Consider the following 17,355-nt stretch of genomic DNA (forward strand, 5'->3'; position numbering starts at 1 on the left):
CCCGCACCAGGCCGTCGCCTTCAGCCCACTGCGCGAGGACGGCCCTCCCGGCCAGGACGGGTGCGGTCAGGCGGCTGGGGATCGACCCGGTAGGGTCGCATGCCGCGTTTCTCGTAGTTGCCCAGGGCGTGAGGATGGTCCTCGGTGCAGGTGTGCAGCCAGACCCTGCGAGCGACGGGTGCGTCGAGGGGCTCGGTGGCCCATGCCTGGCGCAGGGCGAGGGTCAGGGCATAGCCGCCGAGCCCCTTGCCCACGTATGCGGGGAGCAGGCCGAAGGCGGTCACCTCGACGTTGCCGCTGGTCCCGGGTTGGAGGTAGGCGACGCCGGCGGGGTCGTCCGCGAACGTGATCAGCCAGTACCGGACTCGGGGTGGTAGCGATCTGCCATCTGCTGGAGGCGATAAGGGCCGAAGTACTCCGAGCGGTGCTTGGCGCAGGTGGTGGCTCCGGAACAACCATGGTTGCAGGCGCCTAGGCAGCGCGCCACCTTGATGCCGGAGCGCATCGCGTCGACGACATCGAGCAACTCATCGCCTTTGTGGGCACGGAGGATTCTCGTGGAGGAGAAGGATTTCCTACGCGACGTACAGGGCTGTGTGCAGCCCTACGCAGACGGCCTGTGCGGTGCTCTCGTCGAAGTAGCCGCTGTCGAGACGGAGCGACTCCTTCGCCCCATGCTGCAGCGGCGCGGTACGGGGCTCCGGCACGCCCATGAACGGTCCCTCGAACTGAGGCGGCTCGGGCGGCGCCGCCGACGGCTTTCCCGTCACCGACGAGCTGCTCGCCGGGCTCTTCCCGCTTCACTGATCACTTCGGCGTGATGCCACGCGCGCGGAGCAGACGGCGGTACTTGTCCTAGTCGTAGCCGCGGTCGGCGAACAGCCGCCGTGGCCGGTGACCCACGACGACCATCCTGGTCGGTCCCCAAGTGGTCCCCAGCCAGCCGGGACTCCAAGGTGTACTCGGCAAGTTCTCGCGGGTCTGCGCCCCACGCCGCTGTGCCTTCGGACCGCTTCGATCGGTGGTGCGGGAGATGGCTCGAAGCCCTGATGCGTCTCAATCCTGCCGGGCAGCACCACCACGCCTCGCCCACCGCGGCACGGTGGGCCTGGGCCCACGACGCCCTGAAGCGGGCGATCAACCGCGGTTTGCCAGATGAGCCTTGGGTGGCCAGGCTGGTCGACCGTCCGCACGACACGGGTCGAGGAGTGGTCACCGGCATCGCCGCTTCCGTGGCCGAGCCGGTGATCGCGGCCTACGAGGGGCGCGAGGGGATCGATCTGCCCTGGCCGGCCCAGTACCTCCTCTGGGTTCAAACCCCGGCGGTGTCCGGAAGGCCGGCCACAGCCGACACCGCCTGCCCGCCCTCCCACGGCTCTTCACCCTCCTCGACGGCCTCTCGCCCCGATCCCTGCGGGTGATCGCCGACACCGAGTGGCCGGACTCGCCGGCCGTATACCAACAAGCCATCGACAGCGCCCCCAAGAGCGCCTTCGCGCCAGAGGCCCACTGCTGGTGGGGTACCGACGCAGCCGGACGGCTCCCCCACCTGCTGGCCAGGGCACACGCAGACGCCGTCTCGGCACAGCGACGGGCTCAGCGCCCGGGCACCGTGGCGATAGGCCGTCGCAGGCCTGCCCTTCCGGCGCTGTTCCTGCGTGACGCCCGCCCGCCGTCGCGCGGGAAAGGGTGATCCAGCTGAATCGACGGGGCGGGCGGGCTGCGCGGCGTTGTGGACGCTCGACGGGTGGAAGCGCTCCTACAGCCACGCGGTGCGGTAGTTCCACCGTGCCGTAGGGGTGGCCTCGTCCGCTCGTGCCTGGGCCTCAATCCGGCAGGCCCGTTCCGTCGCTGCCGACGAGGTGCGCGAAGGCTCCCCGGGCGGGGTTGTGCCCAGGGAGCCTTCGGGTCGGGTGGTTGTTCTCTGCTGGGAGCTAGAGCGCGATCCACTCCGTCGACGTGGTGACCTCCTTCAGGACGTCCGGGAGCGGCTCGATGCCGAGGCCGGGGCCCGTCGGGACGTCGAGGTGACCGTCGGCGAGGATGAAGGGCTCTGTGATGTCCGTGGCGAAGTAGCGGTCGGAGCCCGAGGTGTCGCCGGGGAGGGTGAAGCCCGGCAAGGCGGCGAGGGCGACGTTGGCGGCGCGGCCGATGCCGGTCTCCAGCATGCCGCCGCACCAGACGGGGACACCGTGGGCGCGGGCGATGTCGTGGATGCGGCGGGCTTCGAGGTAGCCGCCGACGCGGGCCGGCTTGATGTTGATGATCGAGCAGGCGCCCAGCGAGATGGCCGCGGCGGCGTCGGCAGCCGACTCGATGGACTCGTCCAGGCAGATCGGGGTGCGCAGCAGCTTGGCGAGCTGGGCATGCTGGACCATGTCGTCGTTGGCGAGGGGCTGTTCGATGAGGAGCAGGCCGAAGTCGTCCAGTTTCGCGAGCTGCTGGGCGTCGACCAGGGTGTACGCGGCGTTGGCGTCGACCTGGAGGAGGAGGTCGTCGCCGAAGCGCTCACGGACTGCGCGGACCGGTTCGACGTCCCAGCCGGGCTCGATCTTCAGCTTGATGCGGACGTAGCCCTCGGCGACGTAGCCTTCCACCGCGTCCAGGAGCTCGGGTATCGAGTCCATGATGCCGACGGAGACACCACAGGGGACGCGGTCGCATGCCGCGCCCAGGTACGAGCCGAAGGACTCCCCCGACAGCTGGAGCTGGGCGTCGAGGACGGCCGTCTCCAGGGCCGACTTCGCCATGTGGTGGCCCGTGAAGGGTTCCAGTGCGCGGCCGACGGCCGCCGCGTCCACCCGGTCCTTGGCGAGGGCGGGGACGAGGAAGCGGCGCACGACGTCCTGTGCGCCGTCGACGTATTCGGAGCAGTAGCGGGGCTCGGACATGGCCGCGCACTCGGCCCAGCCTTCGGTTCCGTCGGAGGTGACGACGCGGACGAGCAGGACGTCGCGGCTGGTCTCGACGCCGAAGGAGGTGCGGAACGGGGCGACGAGCGGCATGGCGATGCGCCGCAGTTCGACGCCGGAGATCGTGGTCTTCATGTGCGGGTGACTCCTGGTGCGTTGGTCAGGGGGTGGTGCGGTGGATGACGTAGCTGCGACGGTCGCGGAAGCCGACGACGCGGGCTCCTTCGGTGAGCAGGCCGCCGAGGGTGTGCCGTACGGCGAGCCGCCAATCGCGGGCGGCGTCCGGGTCGGTGCGGCGCAGGGACTCGATGTCGTCGGGGAGGTCGACGAGGACGGTGGCGGCGTCGGTCGGGCCGATCACGGGGCGGCCGTCCTGGTTGCGGACGGCGAGGGATACGTCGGCGGGCAGGTCGAGGGAGTACGGCCCCGCGGGCGCGGTCAGGTCCCAGGCGGTGAGGACGCGGTCGGACTCGTCGCCGCCGTTGATGGCGTCGTCCATGGCGCCGTAGAAGGACTGCAGGTACTCCTCGGGGCGGGCGCCGAGCTTGACGAGGTTGAAGTAGGCGTTGCGGCGGATCAGCGGGTCGTAGGTCCACGTGATGCGCTTCAGTCCGCGGTCGAGGGCCCATCGGCGCTGGTGCAGCTTGAGGGCGAGGCCGATGCCGCGTCCCTGGGAGGCGCCGGTGATGTGGGAGTGCAGGGTGGTACCCACGGGGTCGCCGTAGAAGCCGACGGAGGCGCCGACCAGGCGGCCCTGCTCGTAGGCGCCGGCCACGTAGTTGCCCGCGTGGGACAGGGCGCGCATCACCTCGGCGGAGACGGGCGGGCTGTCGGCGGCCGTCCCCCAGATGTCGGCGTAGAGGCGGCTGATGGTGTCGAGGTCCTCCATGGTGTGGAGTTCCCGGACGTCGAGTGCGTTCACTGCATCGCTCCGACGAGTGCGGCCAGCAGCCGGGCGCGGTCCGGCATCGTGGCGGTGACGACGTGTTCGTGGTCGGCGTGGGCCCCGTCGCCGACGGCGCCAAGGCCGTCGAGGGTGGGGCAGCCGACTCCGGCGGTGTAGTTGCCGTCGGAGGCTCCGCCGACGGCGGCCTGCCGCAGCGGGTCGAGGCCGAGTCGTACGGCGAGGTCGTCGGCCAGGGCGAAGAGCTTGTAGGAGGCGTCCGCGTCCAGCGGCGGGCGGTTGGGGCCGCCGGCGATGCTCAGGCGCGCCTCGGGGTGTTCGGGCCGCAGGGTCCTGATCAGCTGGTCGACCGCGTCCTGGGCGGCGGCGTTCGGGACCCGTACGTCCACGCTGAGTTCGGCGCGGGCGGGCACGGTGTTGTTCGCGGTGCCCGCCGACGTCAGTGTCGGTGTGACCGTCGTCCCGCGGCCGGTCTGGGCGGTGACCGTGTCGGCGATCCGGCTCAGGGCCAGGATGTGGTGGGCCAGTTCGGTGGTCGCGTTGACGCCCTTCTCGGGTTCGAGCCCGGAGTGGGCGGCGCGGCCGTGGACGGTGATGTCGTAGAGGGAGACGCCCTTGCGTCCGGTCTTGAGCGCCCCGCCCGGGGCGGACGGCTCCAGGACCAGGGTGGCCGCGCACTGACGCGCCAGGTCCTCGATCAGGTGGCGGGAGGTGTCCGAGCCGACCTCCTCGTCGCCCGTGACGAGGACGCAGAGTCCGTCGAGGGAGGGCAGCGAGGCCAGGGCGTGGAACATCTGGACCAGGCCGGCCTTCATGTCGAAGACGCCCGGGCCGCGGGCGATGCCCTGCTCCACCGACCACGGGTGGGTCGTGAGCGAACCGATCGGCCAGACGGTGTCGTGGTGGCCCAGGAGCAGGACGCGCGGGGTGCCGAAGGTCCACTGGACATGGGTGACACCGTCGACGACAAGCGTCTGCGGGCGGGCCCCGAGCAGCCGGCCGCCCTGATCGGCGACCACCTGCGCGCTGCGGGCGACGGCGGCGTGGTCGGCGGAGTACGACTCGCAGGTCACGAGCTCTTCGAGGTCGGCGAGCATCGCGTCGAGGTCGAACGCGTGGTCCGCTCGCGGAAGGGGGGGTTCTTGGTCAACCGGCACGGTGGGTCCTCCAGGTCGGGATGACCGCCACGCTAGGCAGGCCGGACTCGGCTCGGTTGGTGCCGTGGTGACAACCTGACCGCCCGGTTCGTACCGCGGACCCAAGACCCGCCGGACAGGCCGGTGCCCGGCGGTCGTACGCCCGCCGGGCACCGGTCCAGGGACAAGTCGACCCAGGTCAGCCCATGTGCTTGGCCATGAGCCGCTGCATGTTCCCGCCGAGGATCTTCAGGATGTCCTCCTCCGGCAGGCCCCTGCGTACGAGCGCGTCGGTGACCAGCGGCATGCCGGCCGGGCCTTCGAGGCCGGGAAAGTCGAACATCGGGTCCTCGTCGTCGAGGTTCTCGCAGCAGGGCGGGGTGACGTCATGCATGACCTCGCGGACGAAGTCCGAGCCGAGGCCGACGTGGTCGATCCCGGCGACGGAGACGATGTGCTCGACGTGGTCGACGATCCGCTCGGTGCTCACCTTCGCCTGGTCGTCGGTGAGGAAGTCCGGCACGAAGTTCACGCACACCACGCCGCCGGTGGCGGCGACGCCGCGGATCTGCTCGTCGGTGAGGTTGCGGTGGTGGTCGCGCAGGGCGCGGGCGCAGGAGTGGGTGGCGATGAGCGGCCGGGTGGCCAGTTCCAGGACGTGGGTGACGCCGCTCGCGCCGAGGTGGGAGATGTCGAAGAGCATCCCGAGGCGCTCCATCTCGCGCACCGCCTCGACGCCGGGCACGGTCAGCCGGCTGCCGGTGGCGTCCTCGCGGCTGCCGTCGGCGAGCGGGGTGCGCCCCCAGTGGGCGATCGAGGCGATCCGTACGCCGAGCCGGAAGAGGGTGGGGAAGAGTTCGACGGAGGCGTCGATGCCGGGGGCGCTCTCCAGGGCGAGGACGAGAGCGATCTCCCCCTCGGCGAGGGCGGCTTCGATGTCGTCGCCGTTCAGGCAGAGTGCGACCTGATCGGCGTTGGCCTCGGCGAGGACGTGGGCGCACTCGATCATGCGGAGGGTCTGCCGGAGGGCTCCCTCGGGGCGGTACTGGTCGTCGATGAAGATGGGCAGGACCTGGATGTCGATGCCGCCTTCGCGCAGCTGGGGCAGCCAGCGTTCGCGGAAGAAGGAGCCCCAGCGCTTCGGTGGGCGTGCGGCGACGGCCATGAGGAGGTCGTTGTGCGCGTCGGCGACGACGGCACGGTGGTGGAGGTCGTGGGACACGACGGTCCTTTCGGGCGGTGAGGAGGCGTCCGGCGGCCCTGATAGGGGTGTCGGGCCGCCGGACGCGTGGGAGGAGGGACGGGCGGCTTCAGGCGCGGGCCAGGCGTGGGACCGCGTCGAGCAGGGTCCGGGTGTACGCGTGCCTCGGCGCGCCGATCACGTCCTCGACGGGGCCGGACTCCACGAGCCGGCCCTGGTGCATGACGACGACGGCGTCGCAGACGTACCGGACGACGGCGAGGTTGTGCGAGATGAACAGCATGGTCAGGCCGAGTTCGCCGCGCAGTTCGCGCAGCAGGTTGAGCACCGCGCCCTGGACGGAGACGTCGAGGGCGGAGGTGATCTCGTCGGCGATGAGGAGCTCGGGCTCGGCGGCGAGGGCGCGGGCGATGGCGACGCGCTGGCGCTGGCCGCCGGAGAGTTCGCGGGGGTACTTGGTCGCGTACGCGGCCGGGAGTGAGACCAGTTCGAGGAGCCGGCCCACTTCCGCCTGCCGCTGGGCGCGCGGGACACGGGTTCCCTCGGCGATGGCGTCGCTGATGCTCATGCGCGGGTTGAGGGAGGAGTACGGGTCCTGGAACACCATCTGGACGCGGCCGGGGGCGACCCCGGTGATGCTGCCCCGGTACGGGGTCAGGCCGGCGACGGCGCGGGCGAGGGTGGACTTCCCGGAGCCGGACTCCCCCACGAGGCCGGTGACGGATCCCTCCGGAACTTCCAGGCTGACGCGGTCGACAGCCGTGAAGGAGCCGAAGCGGACGGTGAGTTCGCTGATGTTCACTGGACCTCCCAGCAGGCCACGGAGTGGGTGTCCGTACGGGCGAGGAGCTTGGGCCGGATGGCGCAGCGGGCGGTGACGAAGGCACAGCGGTCGGCGAAGGCGCAGCCGTCGCCGACGTCGCCGGGCGCGGGCTGGCGGCCGGGGATGGTGGTGAGGGGACCCGAGCGGTCGGTGTCCATGTCGGGCAGCGAGCCGACGAGGGCGCGGGTGTAGGGGTGGCGGGCGTAGTGGAGGGCGTCGGCGGGGAGTTCCTCGACGATGCGGCCCGCGTACATGACGGCGATCCGGTCGCAGAGTTCGCTGACGACGGCGATGTCGTGGGAGATGAACAGGGCGCCCGCCTGCGTCTCGTCGACCACCTCGCGCAGGACCCGGAGCACCTCGCGCTGGACGGTGACGTCGAGGGCGGTGGTGGGCTCGTCCGCGATGATCAGGCGGGGCGTGTTCATGAGGTCCATGGCGATGACGGCGCGCTGGCGCATGCCGCCGGACAGTTCGTGCGGGTACCGCTTGGCGACGTCGGCGGGGTGCTTGATGCGGACCCGGTCGAGCCGTTCGACGGCGCGGGCGCGTGCCTCGGCGCGGGTGGCTCCGTCGTGCAGGGTGGCCACTTCGGCGAGCTGGCCGCCGACGCGGAGGGCGGGGTTGAGGGATGTGGTGGGGTCTTGGAAGACCATCGCGAGCGAGGACCCGAGCTGCTTGCGGCGCTCGGAGTCGGTCAGGCCGTCCAGGTCGACCCCGCCGAGCCGCATGCGGGCGCTGCCGGCGAGGCCCGGGTAGGGCACGATCTGCCCGATGGCGGCTGCCGTCATGCTCTTGCCGCTGCCCGATTCACCGACCAGGCCGACGATCTCCCCGGCGCGCACGGTGAGCGACACCTGCCGTACGGGGGTGATGTCGCCGGGGAAGGCGACGGTGAGGTCCCGTACCTCCAGGACGGCGTCCGGTGCCGGCTCGTCCCGGGCAGGGGTCACGACGGGGGCGACGGGCTTGCCGACGGTTTCGCGGGTGTGGGCGGCGGCCTTGGCGAAGGTGTCGCCGAGCAGCATGAAGCCGAGGCCGGAGAGGCTGACGGCGAGGGCCGGGGCGACGACGACGGACGGGGTGACGTACACGTGCCCGAAGGCTTCGTTGAGCAGCCGGCCCCAGTCGTACGAGGGCGCCTGGACGCCCATGCCGAGGAACGACATCGCGGACAGGCCGAGCAGGGCGCCGCCCATGGCCTGGGCGGTGTTGAGGATGAGCGGCTCGGCGATGTTGGGCAGGACGTGCCGGGTGAGGATGCGGTGGCGGGGCACGCGCAGCATGCGGGCCGCGGCGATGTAGTCGGATCCGGCGACGGACGCCGTCATGGTGTGGGTGAGCCGGGCGAAGGTCGGTGCGAGGGCGACGCCGATGCCGAGGACGGCGCCCTGTGCGCCGAGTCCGGCGACGACGGCGGTGAACATGGCGAGCAGCAGGGCGGGGAAGGCCACCAGGAGGTCGACGGCGGCGATGACCGCCCGGCCCGCCAGGCGGGGCAGGATCTGCGGCAGGGTTCCGAGCAGGATGCCGGTGACCGTGCCGATGAGGGTGGCCAGGAAGGCGAGGCCCAGGGTCAGCCGGGTGGCGACCAGGGTCCTGGCCAGGAGGTCACGGCCGAGGGCGTCGGTGCCGAGCAGGTGTGCGGCGGACGCTCCCTGGCTGATCTCCTTCGGGTTCATCCGGGTGGCGGCGTCCTCCCAGATCGGCGGGCCGACGATCGCGAGGAGGACCATGAGGGCGACGATCACGGCGCCCAGCAGGCCGGCGGGGTTTCTCAGTAGACGGCGCATCAGCCCTCCCTGCGGGTCGAGGCGAACGGGGTGGACACCGTCGACTTGGGATCGAGGATCCCGAGCAGGATGTCGACGAGGAAGTTGACGACGAGGACGAGCGCGCCGTAGACGAGGATCATGGCCTGCGCCACGGGGTAGTCCTTCTGGGTGATGGCCTCGACCGTGCGCAGACCGAGACCCGGCCAGGCGAAGACGTTCTCGACCAGGACGCTTCCGGTGATCAGGCCGCTGAGCAGCAGGCCGCCCATGGTGAGGGTCGCGGTGAGGGTGTTCGGCAGCAGATGGACCGCGTACAGCCGCCAGGCGGGCAGCCGCTTGGCGTGGGCCAGCCGCATGTAGTCGGTGTCGAGTGCACGCAGGGTCTCCACGCGGGCCAGTCGGGCGATCATCGCCGCCGGGGCGATGGCGAGGGCTGTGACCGGCAGGACGAACGAGGCGGGCCCGGTGAGGCCGGCCGGCGGGAACAGGCCGAGTCCCAGGGCGAGGACGAGCAGCAGCGCCAGACCGTAGAGGTACTCGGGGATGGCGACGGCCGCGCCGGTGAGCGTGGTGAACGCGGTCTCCGTGCCGCGACGGCGCCCGTTGTGGGTGCGGACGGCGGCCCACAGGCCCAGCGGCACGGCCACGGCGAGGGCGACGAGGGTGGCGAGGACCGCCAGTGCCAGTGTGTTGGGCAGGCCCTGGCCGATGATCTCGGCCACCGGCTGGGAGGTGAAGAAGGATGTCCCGAGGTCGCCCGAGAAGAGCTGCCCGACGTAGTCCACGAACTGGGCCGGGAGCGGCTCGTCCAGGCCGAGTTCGTTCCTGCGCTGGTCGACCAGTTCCTTCGGAGCGGTCGGGCCGAGCATCTGGCGCAGCGGGTCGCCGGGGATGAGGTGGATCATCGCGAAAGAGGCGACGACGAGCACGGCGAGGGACCCGACCAGGCGGAGCAGTTGCCGGACCACGAAGCGCGGGGTCAGCCTCCGGGCGCGGCGCGGCGGGGCAGCCGGGGCGGCGGTCGTTTCGCTCGGGGTGAGCACGTCGGATGGGGTGGTCACTGCTGTCCTCCCGTCATCCGGATCGACGTCGGGTCGAAAAGGCCCGAGGTGATGCGGAAGGTGGCGTTGTGGGCGGCGATGGTGACGGTCTTGTCGACGACGGTGACGATGTCCGCACTGTCGAGGAGGGCGTGCTCCGATCGCTCCCACAGGGCGCAGCCGGCGTCGCCGGGGAGCTTGCTCGCCTCGGCGGTGAGCCGCTCGTAGGTCTTGTTGGTGAGGTGGGCGAAGTTCCCGCCGTCGGGTGTGAAGGGGCCGGAGAGGGCGCCGAGGAGCTGGGTGGGCAGAGTGACGCCGAGGGGTGCCCAGTTCACGTCCCAGTCCTGGGTGACCGCTTCGACTTCGCCGTACGCGGCGTCGGACACGGCCCGCAGCCGTACGTCGACACCGACCTTCTTCCATGACTCGGCCAGGTACTCGGCCGCGGCGGCCATCGTCTCGCCCGAGGACGTGCCGTAGATCATGCGGATGGTGAGCCTCTCGCCGCCCTTGGTGCGGAAGCCCTCGGCTCCGCGGCGCCAGCCCGCGGCGTGCAGCGCCGACCCGGCGGCCTGGGGGTCGAAGACGGGCAGATGGCCGGTGACGGTGTCGCCCGGGCAGGGCTTGGGGTCCATGACCAGGCCGGTGGGAGTGCGGCCGGTGCCGCCGGTGGCGATCGCTCCGAGGGAGTCGAAGTCGACGGCCTGGAGCAGGGCCTTGCGGACGGCGGGGTCGCTGCCGGGGTGTCCCTTGCCCTGGTGGAAGAAGAACTCCTGCGTGCCGTTGGCCTGGACGGTGGTGGTCACCCCGGGGATGTTGCTGACGCGGGCGCGGTCGGGACCGGCGAGCTGGGCGCCGTTGAGCTGGTGCGAGAGCAGGAGGTTGGCGGTGGTCGCCTCGCTGCCGACGACCTTGAGCACGACGGAGCCGGGCGTGTCGGGGTGGCTGGTGGTGGCCCCGTCCGGTCCCCAGGCGTAGTCGTCGCGCTTGGCGAAGGTGTAGCTCTGGTTCGGCTCGGCGGAGGTGAGCCGGAAGGGCCCCGATCCTGAGGTGCCGCTCTGGAGGAGACCGCGGTCCTTCAGGCCCGCTCCGCAGACGATGAACAGGTAGCGGGTGCTCTGCAGGGTGAAGGCGAACGGCTCGGGCGTCGAGAGGGTCACGGTGCCGGCGGCGTCGTCCGCCTTGGCCGTGAGGCCCTCGGGGACCACGACGCCGTACGCGGGCGACTTGGTGGCCGGATCGGTGATGTGGGCGACGTTGGCGGCGACGGTGCTCGCGGTCACGGGGCTGCCGTCGGCGCAGGTGACGCCGCGGCGCAGGGTGAAGGTGACGGAGGCCGGCTTGACGTCCCACTTCTCGGCGAGTCCGGAGACGATCCGGCCGTCGGGCCCGGCGTGCACCAGGGTGTCGTACGCCAGCGACAGGGCGGTGTACGTGGTGGTGTTCTGGACCTGGGCGGGGTCGAGCAGTCCCGGGTCGCTCTTGATCGCGTAGCTGAAGGCGTCACCGCCGGACGATCCGGCCTGGGCGACGCTGCCGCAGCCGGCCGCCAGCAGTGACACCGCCAGACAGCCGGATATCGCCTTGGCTCTCTTCATCGAGGGCATCGATGGCATCGGGGGCTTCATAGGGGGACTCCTTGGGGCGGGAGAGTTGCCCCACAGTCGCGGCTCATGGCCGGAAATGATTCAGTCGGGGCGACGAAAGCGGCCGGGCTTGTCGGGTGCGGGATCCCAAGACGGGCGACGGCCGCGAAGACACGAGGGCCCCGGACCGCGGGGAAGCGGTCCGGGGCGGTCTGGGGCCGGGCAGGTTCGTACGGCACCGGTGGCTCGTTCATGTCCGGGTACGGAGATGGTCCACGACGACCCGGGCGGCGCGGCCGATCGCCCGGTCCGCGAGGGGCTGGCGGGTGGCCGCGGTCGAGGTGCGCAGGAAGACGCCCACGGCGTACCGCTTGCCGTCCGGGTACTCGACCACGCCCACCTCGTTGCGTACGGCGAAGTCGGTGCCGGTCTTGCCGGCGAGCCGCACGCCCGCTTCGGGGAAGCCGGAGACCAGGCGGTGCTGCCACACCTGTTGGCCCATGATGTCCCGGACCTCGGCACAGGCGTCCGCGGGACCGGCTTCGTCGCGCCAGATCGCGGAGAGCAGCGCGGTCACCTCGCGCGGGGTGCTCGACGGGCTGGTGCCGGGGGCGCAGGCGCGGAGGGCGAGAAGTCGTTCGTCCGGGACGCCGGCGAGCTGGTCGTCGAGGGAGCGGTCCGGCGCGAGGCCGAGTTCCTCGCGGATGTCGTCGTCCAGGGCGGCCGAGGAGGAGAACCCGAAGCCGGGGAAACCCAGGGCGTCGAGGGTCGCGCGGACGCGGTCGGGTCCGACAACGTCCAGCAGGAGGTCGGTGGCCGCGTTGTCGCTGATCGTCATCATCATGAAGGCGAGGTCGCGGGCGCTCATCTCGACGTCGTAGGTGCAGCCGTCCGTACCGCTGCCGCCGGCCCGGTAGGCGGCGGTGACCGTGTGGCGCCGGGCGGGGTCGAGCTCCCCGGCCGCCGCCTGCCGGGCGTACTCGAGGGCGATGGGGATCTTGAAGACGGAGGCGAGCACGACCCGGGTATCGGCGCCATGGCCGAACTCCGCTCCCGTGTCGAGGTCGCGGACGTGCACGGAGCCTTCGGTGCCGGCTTCGGTGAAGACGGCCGAGAGCACGGTGTGGACCTGGTCGGCCCTGGCCGACTGCGCTGCGGCTGTGGTCATGTCGTCTCCTGGGTCGGGGTGGCGGCCGGCGGGCGGCGCAGGTGGTCGACGGCGGTCCGTGCGGCACGGCCGATCGCGGCGTCGGCGGCGGGGTTGCGGCCACCGAGGGCGGGGGTGCGCAGGAAGGCCGCGACTGCGTAGCGGCCGCCGTCGGGGTACTCGACGACGGCGGCTTCGTTGAGGGCGCCCCACAGGGAGCCGTTCTTGGCCGCGACGCGGACGTCGTCGTCGAAGCCCGCGGCAAGGCGGTGGACGGAGAGCTGATGGCTCATGAGCTCACGGACCTCGGCGCAGGCTTCGGCAGGACCGGCCCGGTCTCGCCAGATCGCGGCCAGCATGGAGGTGATCTCCCGGGGCGTACTGGATGCCGAACGGGTCGGGTCGAGCATGGCGAGGCCCCTGATCCGGTCCTCGCTCACCTGGTCGAGCTGGGCGTCGACGTCGCCGTCCGGGTCGAGGCCGAGCTCCTCCCAGACCGGGTCCCACAGCTCGCGGTAACGACCGACGGGCAGGCGCGGGCAGCCGAGTTCGGCGGCGACGGCGCGGACCTGGTCCGTGCCGAGGATCTCCATGAGCTTGTCGGTGGCGGCGTTGTCGCTCATGGAGAGCATGAAGAAGGCGAGGTCGCGGGTGCTCATGGTGACGTCGTGCCGGCAGCTGTCCGTGCCGATGCCGCCGCCCTCGCGGTTGGCGGCGGTAATGGTGTGCCGGGCGGCCCGGTCGAGGGCTCCGGCCGCCGCCTGGCGGGCGTAGGCGACCGCGACGGCGATCTTGCGGATGGAGGCGACGATGACGGGGGCGTCGGCGCGGAAGGCGACCTCGCGGGCGCCCTCTTCGCCTTCCCCTTCGCCGTCACCGTCGATGTCCCGGGCGTGGACGAAGCCCTCGACTCCCGCCTCGTCGAAGATCGTTCGGAGAGCCGAGGTCGCCGCGTCCGCGGTGGAGGGTGGTGCCATGGGGATCCAATCCTGCGGAGGTCACTGGGTCTTGGGGGTGGCGCGGCCGCTGTAGTGGAGGTACGAGGGGCCCTCGGGGCGCCGCTCGAACACCACCGCGTCCCAGATCGAGTCACCTTCGTCGCGGCCGACGAACGTGGTCGCGTCGACGGCGACGAGGTCGAGGGTGCGGGACCGGGCGAGGCCGACGAGGATGCCCGTGGGTTCGGTGCACAGGCGCAGCCCGCCCTCGTGCGCGGTCACGTGGATCCTGCTGCCGGCCCGCTCGTACACACCGGTGAAGGGTTCGACGTCGACGTGGACGGGCGGCTCGGGCGGTGTGAGGGGGGCGGGGACGTCGATCGCGTGCAGGTCCCCGAGGAGTTCGGTGGCGAGACGGTGCTGGAACTCGACGCTCCGGCCGCCGTTGATCAGTACGGTGACGACCGTGCCCAGCTCGGGCAGGATCCAGAGTGCGGCATGCTGGCCGATGGTGTCGCCGGTGTGGGCGACGACCCGGTGGCCGTTCCACTCGTCCAGGCACCAGCCGATGCCCCACTGCCGACCGCCGATGTGGGGATTGGGCAGATCGACCTGCGGCTGCCGCAGGGCGGCGGGGTCGGCGAGGAGCGCTCCGGGGGTGAGGTGGGCGCGGCCGAAGGCGACCCCGTCGGCGGCCCGCGCGCAGATCAGTCCCGCGGGGCCGACGGACCGGGGCAGTCCCCACTGCGGCACCACGGCGCCGTGCTCGTCGTGACCGACGGCGGCACCGAAGCGCAGCACGTCCTCCGGCAGCGTCCAGGTGTGGGAGAGGCCCAGCGGCTCGCAGATCTGCTCGCGCAGGGCCTGGTCCCAGGTCCTGCCGGTGAGCTGCTCGACGACCCGGCCGGCGACGACGAAGCCGGAGTTGCAGTACGAGTGGGAGTCCCCGACCGGGAAGGTCTGCTCCAGGTCGGCGCACGCCTCGACGTACCGCCGCAGGCAGTCGTCGCCGCGGCCGGTGTCCAGGAACAGATCACCGTCGATGCCCGAAGTGTGGGTGAGCAGGTGCCGCAAGGTGATCGCCTCGGTGGCACGGGGGTCGCCCACCCGGAACTCCGGCAGGATCTCCGTGACGGGGGTGTCCACCGTGACGCGGCCTTGTTCGACCAGGAGCATCAGTTGCGTCGCGGTCCAGACCTTCGTGACCGAGCCGATCTGGAACAGCGAGTCGGTGCGGACGGGCGCCCGGGTGGCGCTGTTGAGGACGCCCGCGGCGCACGCGTACAGCTCGCCGCCGTACCAGAACGCCAGGCTCGCGCCGGGCACCTCGCAGTCGGCGGCGAGCGCCGCGAGGCGGCTCGTCCAATGCTCGATGTCGGCCTTCACGCTCGCCCTCCGGGTGGCTCGATGTGTCTGCTTGCGGCTCGGTGAGCTTGGCCGGAAGCGTACGTACGCAGGCACCGGCATGGTTCGTACGGGGACACGAACGTGCAGGTCGCAGCTTGTCCCGCCGGACGACTCCGAAGACGGTGGGCGTTCCTAGGGTGGCGTGCACCCGACGTACGAGGAGACGAGACGACGATGCCGCTGATCGACCGCGACGACTGTGCCCTGGTGATCATCGATGTGCAGACCGATTTCTACCCGCCCCACCGGCTCGACGTGGACCGGCAGCGGTTGCACGACATGGTGCGGCGCATCGCCTGGATCACGTCCGTGGCGGACCGCCTGGAGATCCCCGTCGTGGTGACCGAGGAGGACCCGGCGGCCAGCGGCCACACTGTGCCGAAGATCCGCGAGGTGCTGCCGGCCAAGGCGGTCACCCTGCCGAAGAACGCCTTCGCCGTGTGGGACAACCCCGGCATCGCCGCCGCGATCGAGGCCACCGGACGCACGACGATGATCCTGGTCGGCATCGAGACCGACATCTGCGTCGCGCACTCGGCGATCCAGCTGCACCACGCCGGCAAGCGCGTCGTGGTCGTGGACGACGCCGCCTACTCCCCTGGCCAAGCCCACGAGCGGGGCCTGCGACGCCTGGCGGGCCGGGGCATCGAGACCCTCTCCACCAAGGAGCTGTTCTACGACTGGCTGCGCACCATCCAGGACGCGGACGCCTTCCACGACACGCACGCGGCCCTGGCGCTCCCGCCGGGCGTCCGGCTCTGACCGAGCCGACGCTCAATCGAGCCGGGCGGCGGTGGAGCCCGGGCCTCGGGCCCCGGTCCCGCCGCCGTTCCGCGTCTGCCCCGGCCCCAGCAGGCGCAGCTGCAGCATCGCGGCGAACCGGGCCGACGGGTCCTGGAGGTCGATCTCTCCGACCTCGGCGACCCGGCGGATCCGGTAGCGGAAGGTGTTGGGGTGGACGAACACACTGGCAGAGGCGGTGATCACGTCCCCGAAGGCGTCCAGCCAGGCCCGCAGCGTCTCCACCAGGTGGGCGTTGTGCTTGGCGTCGTACGCCACGAGGCGGGCGAGCGGACCCGACAGCTCGTCGCGGTTGGCCACGGCCAGGTCCCGCATCTCGATCAGCAGGGCGTCGACGTACACGTCGGCGATCGAGGCGACGCGCTTGCCGGTACGGGCGGTGAAGAGCACCCGCAGTACCCGGTCGGCGTTGGCCCGTGAGCGCGGGAGCGCGGCGGGCTCCTCGGCAACCGAGCCGATTCCGATCACGGCGCCGGTGCGGTCGCCGGTGCGCTGGAGGAAGTTCGCCGCCACCTGCAGGGCGCGCTCCCGTGCGTGAGCGCTGTCGCCGGGAACGGGGAAGAGCGCGTACGCCACGTCGCCGAGCAGGGCGACGGCGGAACGCGGCTGGACGGCGGTGAGGTGGACGGCCAGGGCGGCGACCAGGCGCTGGCGCTCGGCCGTGACGTGGGCGTGGTCCTCGCCCTGCTCTGGCGCTAGGCCCATGGCCATGACCAGGGTCGGTTCGTCGACGAGCCCGAGCCGGCCGAGCGCCTCGACCGCCCCGGCGCCGCCTTCGAGCGCGGTGGTGACGAGGTCGGCGCGCAGCCGGTTCTCGGCGTCCGTGCCCGCCCGGAAACGGAGCATGTGGAGGGCCACGAGCTTGGCCGCCTCCAGGAACGCCTTCTCCCGCTCCGGGGGGAGGGGCTTGCGCAGCGCCGCCCACACGGAGCCCAGGAACTCGTCACCGGCCCGGACCGCCACCGCCACACGCGGCAGCGCCATCTCGTCGCCGACGGTCGGCGCGGGGACGTGCACCAGGCCCTCGCTGCGGTACAGCTCCTTGAAGACGCCGTGCTCCTCGTGGAGGCGCAGATAGCGCTCGGGCACCTGGCGGGCGAGGATGCTCTCCACGCGGGGGGCGTCCGCCTCGTCCTGCCGTCCGGAGAAGGCGAGGATGCGGGAGCGTCGGTCCTCGATGGTGACGGGGGCGTCGAGGAGGGTGGCGATGGCATTGGCCAGCGCGAAGAGGTCCCCCGACGGCACCCCGCCCAGCGTCTGCTCCTCGACCTCCCCCACGTCGCCTTCGGCGAGCAGGGTGCGCAGCATCGCCGCGAGCTGGGCCCAGGAGGCGCCACGGGTCAGCACGAGCAGCGCGACGCCGGTCTCGTTGACGACCGGTTCCAGTTCGTCGGCGTCGTCGACGGGGCCTCGGACGACGAGCGCGGTGGCGCCGAGCGCGGCGAGGTACCGCAGCAACCGGCCGATCTCGTCCGCACCGTGGACGCCGACGCCGAGCACGATGGCGTGCTCCGGGTAGTGCTGCTCGTCGTACGGATCGTGGATGCCGACGCCGCCGATCTCCCCGGCCGCTTCGGGGTCGCCGTACAGCAGGTCCAGGAGGGTGTGGCCGAAGTCCTCGAGCACCCGGCTGAGGCTCCGGGCGGGGTGCGTCGACATGTGCCTGATCATCTCCGCAGGTTAGG

15 protein-coding genes are annotated in these 17,355 nt (G+C 71.9%); 1 reads left to right on the forward strand and 14 read right to left on the reverse strand.

The features are described 5' to 3' along the window. Positions 1-20: 20 nt before the first annotated feature. From ACWF79_RS01950 to ACWF79_RS02010, 13 genes are all read right to left on the reverse strand, one after another. Positions 21-455, reverse strand: coding sequence for a GNAT family N-acetyltransferase (locus ACWF79_RS01950; protein WP_453726086.1), 435 nt, complete (start codon positions 453-455; stop codon positions 21-23). Between the two features lie 120 nt (positions 456-575). Continuing rightward, positions 576-770 carry a hypothetical protein gene (locus ACWF79_RS01955; protein ID WP_453726087.1) on the reverse strand — a complete coding sequence of 65 codons (195 nt, stop codon included), beginning with the start codon at positions 768-770 and terminating at the stop codon, positions 576-578. Positions 771-1,934: 1,164 nt separating this feature from the next. Further along, positions 1,935-3,047, reverse strand: coding sequence for an o-succinylbenzoate synthase (gene menC / locus ACWF79_RS01960; protein WP_453726088.1), 1,113 nt, complete (start codon positions 3,045-3,047; stop codon positions 1,935-1,937). A gap of 25 nt (positions 3,048-3,072) precedes the next feature. Then, on the reverse strand, positions 3,073-3,834 hold the full coding sequence (locus ACWF79_RS01965; RefSeq protein WP_453726089.1) for a GNAT family N-acetyltransferase: 762 nt from the start codon (positions 3,832-3,834) through the stop codon (positions 3,073-3,075). Next, a complete protein-coding gene (locus ACWF79_RS01970) occupies positions 3,831-4,913 on the reverse strand; it encodes a M20 family metallopeptidase (RefSeq protein ID WP_453726168.1) in 1,083 nt (360 codons plus the stop codon). Before ACWF79_RS01970 ends, ACWF79_RS01965 begins: the two co-directional genes overlap by 4 nt. 238 nt (positions 4,914-5,151) lie before the next feature. Then, positions 5,152-6,174 carry a dipeptidase gene (locus ACWF79_RS01975; RefSeq protein ID WP_453726090.1) on the reverse strand — a complete coding sequence of 341 codons (1,023 nt, stop codon included), beginning with the start codon at positions 6,172-6,174 and terminating at the stop codon, positions 5,152-5,154. Positions 6,175-6,262: 88 nt separating this feature from the next. Then, entirely contained in the window at positions 6,263-6,955 is a 693-nt protein-coding gene (locus ACWF79_RS01980; RefSeq protein WP_453726091.1) for an ABC transporter ATP-binding protein, read from the reverse strand. Beyond that, positions 6,952-8,769 carry a dipeptide/oligopeptide/nickel ABC transporter permease/ATP-binding protein gene (locus ACWF79_RS01985; RefSeq protein ID WP_453726092.1) on the reverse strand — a complete coding sequence of 606 codons (1,818 nt, stop codon included), beginning with the start codon at positions 8,767-8,769 and terminating at the stop codon, positions 6,952-6,954. Before ACWF79_RS01985 ends, ACWF79_RS01980 begins: the two co-directional genes overlap by 4 nt. Next, positions 8,769-9,812: an ABC transporter permease gene (locus ACWF79_RS01990; RefSeq protein ID WP_453726093.1), complete on the reverse strand. Its 1,044-nt coding sequence runs from the start codon at positions 9,810-9,812 to the stop codon at positions 8,769-8,771. Before ACWF79_RS01990 ends, ACWF79_RS01985 begins: the two co-directional genes overlap by 1 nt. Beyond that, positions 9,809-11,407, reverse strand: coding sequence for an ABC transporter substrate-binding protein (locus tag ACWF79_RS01995; RefSeq protein WP_453726094.1), 1,599 nt, complete (start codon positions 11,405-11,407; stop codon positions 9,809-9,811). Before ACWF79_RS01995 ends, ACWF79_RS01990 begins: the two co-directional genes overlap by 4 nt. Positions 11,408-11,627: 220 nt before the next feature. Continuing rightward, complete coding sequence (locus ACWF79_RS02000) at positions 11,628-12,545, reverse strand: serine hydrolase (protein WP_453726095.1); 918 nt, start codon at positions 12,543-12,545, stop codon at positions 11,628-11,630. Then, complete coding sequence (locus ACWF79_RS02005) at positions 12,542-13,501, reverse strand: serine hydrolase (RefSeq protein WP_453726096.1); 960 nt, start codon at positions 13,499-13,501, stop codon at positions 12,542-12,544. The genes ACWF79_RS02000 and ACWF79_RS02005 overlap by 4 nt, the downstream gene beginning before the upstream one ends. Positions 13,502-13,522: 21 nt before the next feature. Beyond that, a complete protein-coding gene (locus ACWF79_RS02010; RefSeq protein ID WP_453726097.1) occupies positions 13,523-14,848 on the reverse strand; it encodes a serine hydrolase domain-containing protein in 1,326 nt (441 codons plus the stop codon). A 195-nt stretch (positions 14,849-15,043) separates the two neighbouring features. Here ACWF79_RS02010 and ACWF79_RS02015 point away from each other — a divergent pair, with 195 nt between their 5' ends. Beyond that, positions 15,044-15,631 carry an isochorismatase family protein gene (locus ACWF79_RS02015; RefSeq protein ID WP_453726098.1) on the forward strand — a complete coding sequence of 196 codons (588 nt, stop codon included), beginning with the start codon at positions 15,044-15,046 and terminating at the stop codon, positions 15,629-15,631. Positions 15,632-15,643: 12 nt separating this feature from the next. Here the strand turns inward: ACWF79_RS02015 and ACWF79_RS02020 are convergent, their stop codons facing one another. Next, entirely contained in the window at positions 15,644-17,329 is a 1,686-nt protein-coding gene (locus tag ACWF79_RS02020; protein WP_453726099.1) for a PucR family transcriptional regulator, read from the reverse strand. Positions 17,330-17,355: the final 26 nt, after the last annotated feature.

Source organism: Streptomyces sp. NPDC054975, from assembly GCF_053609105.1.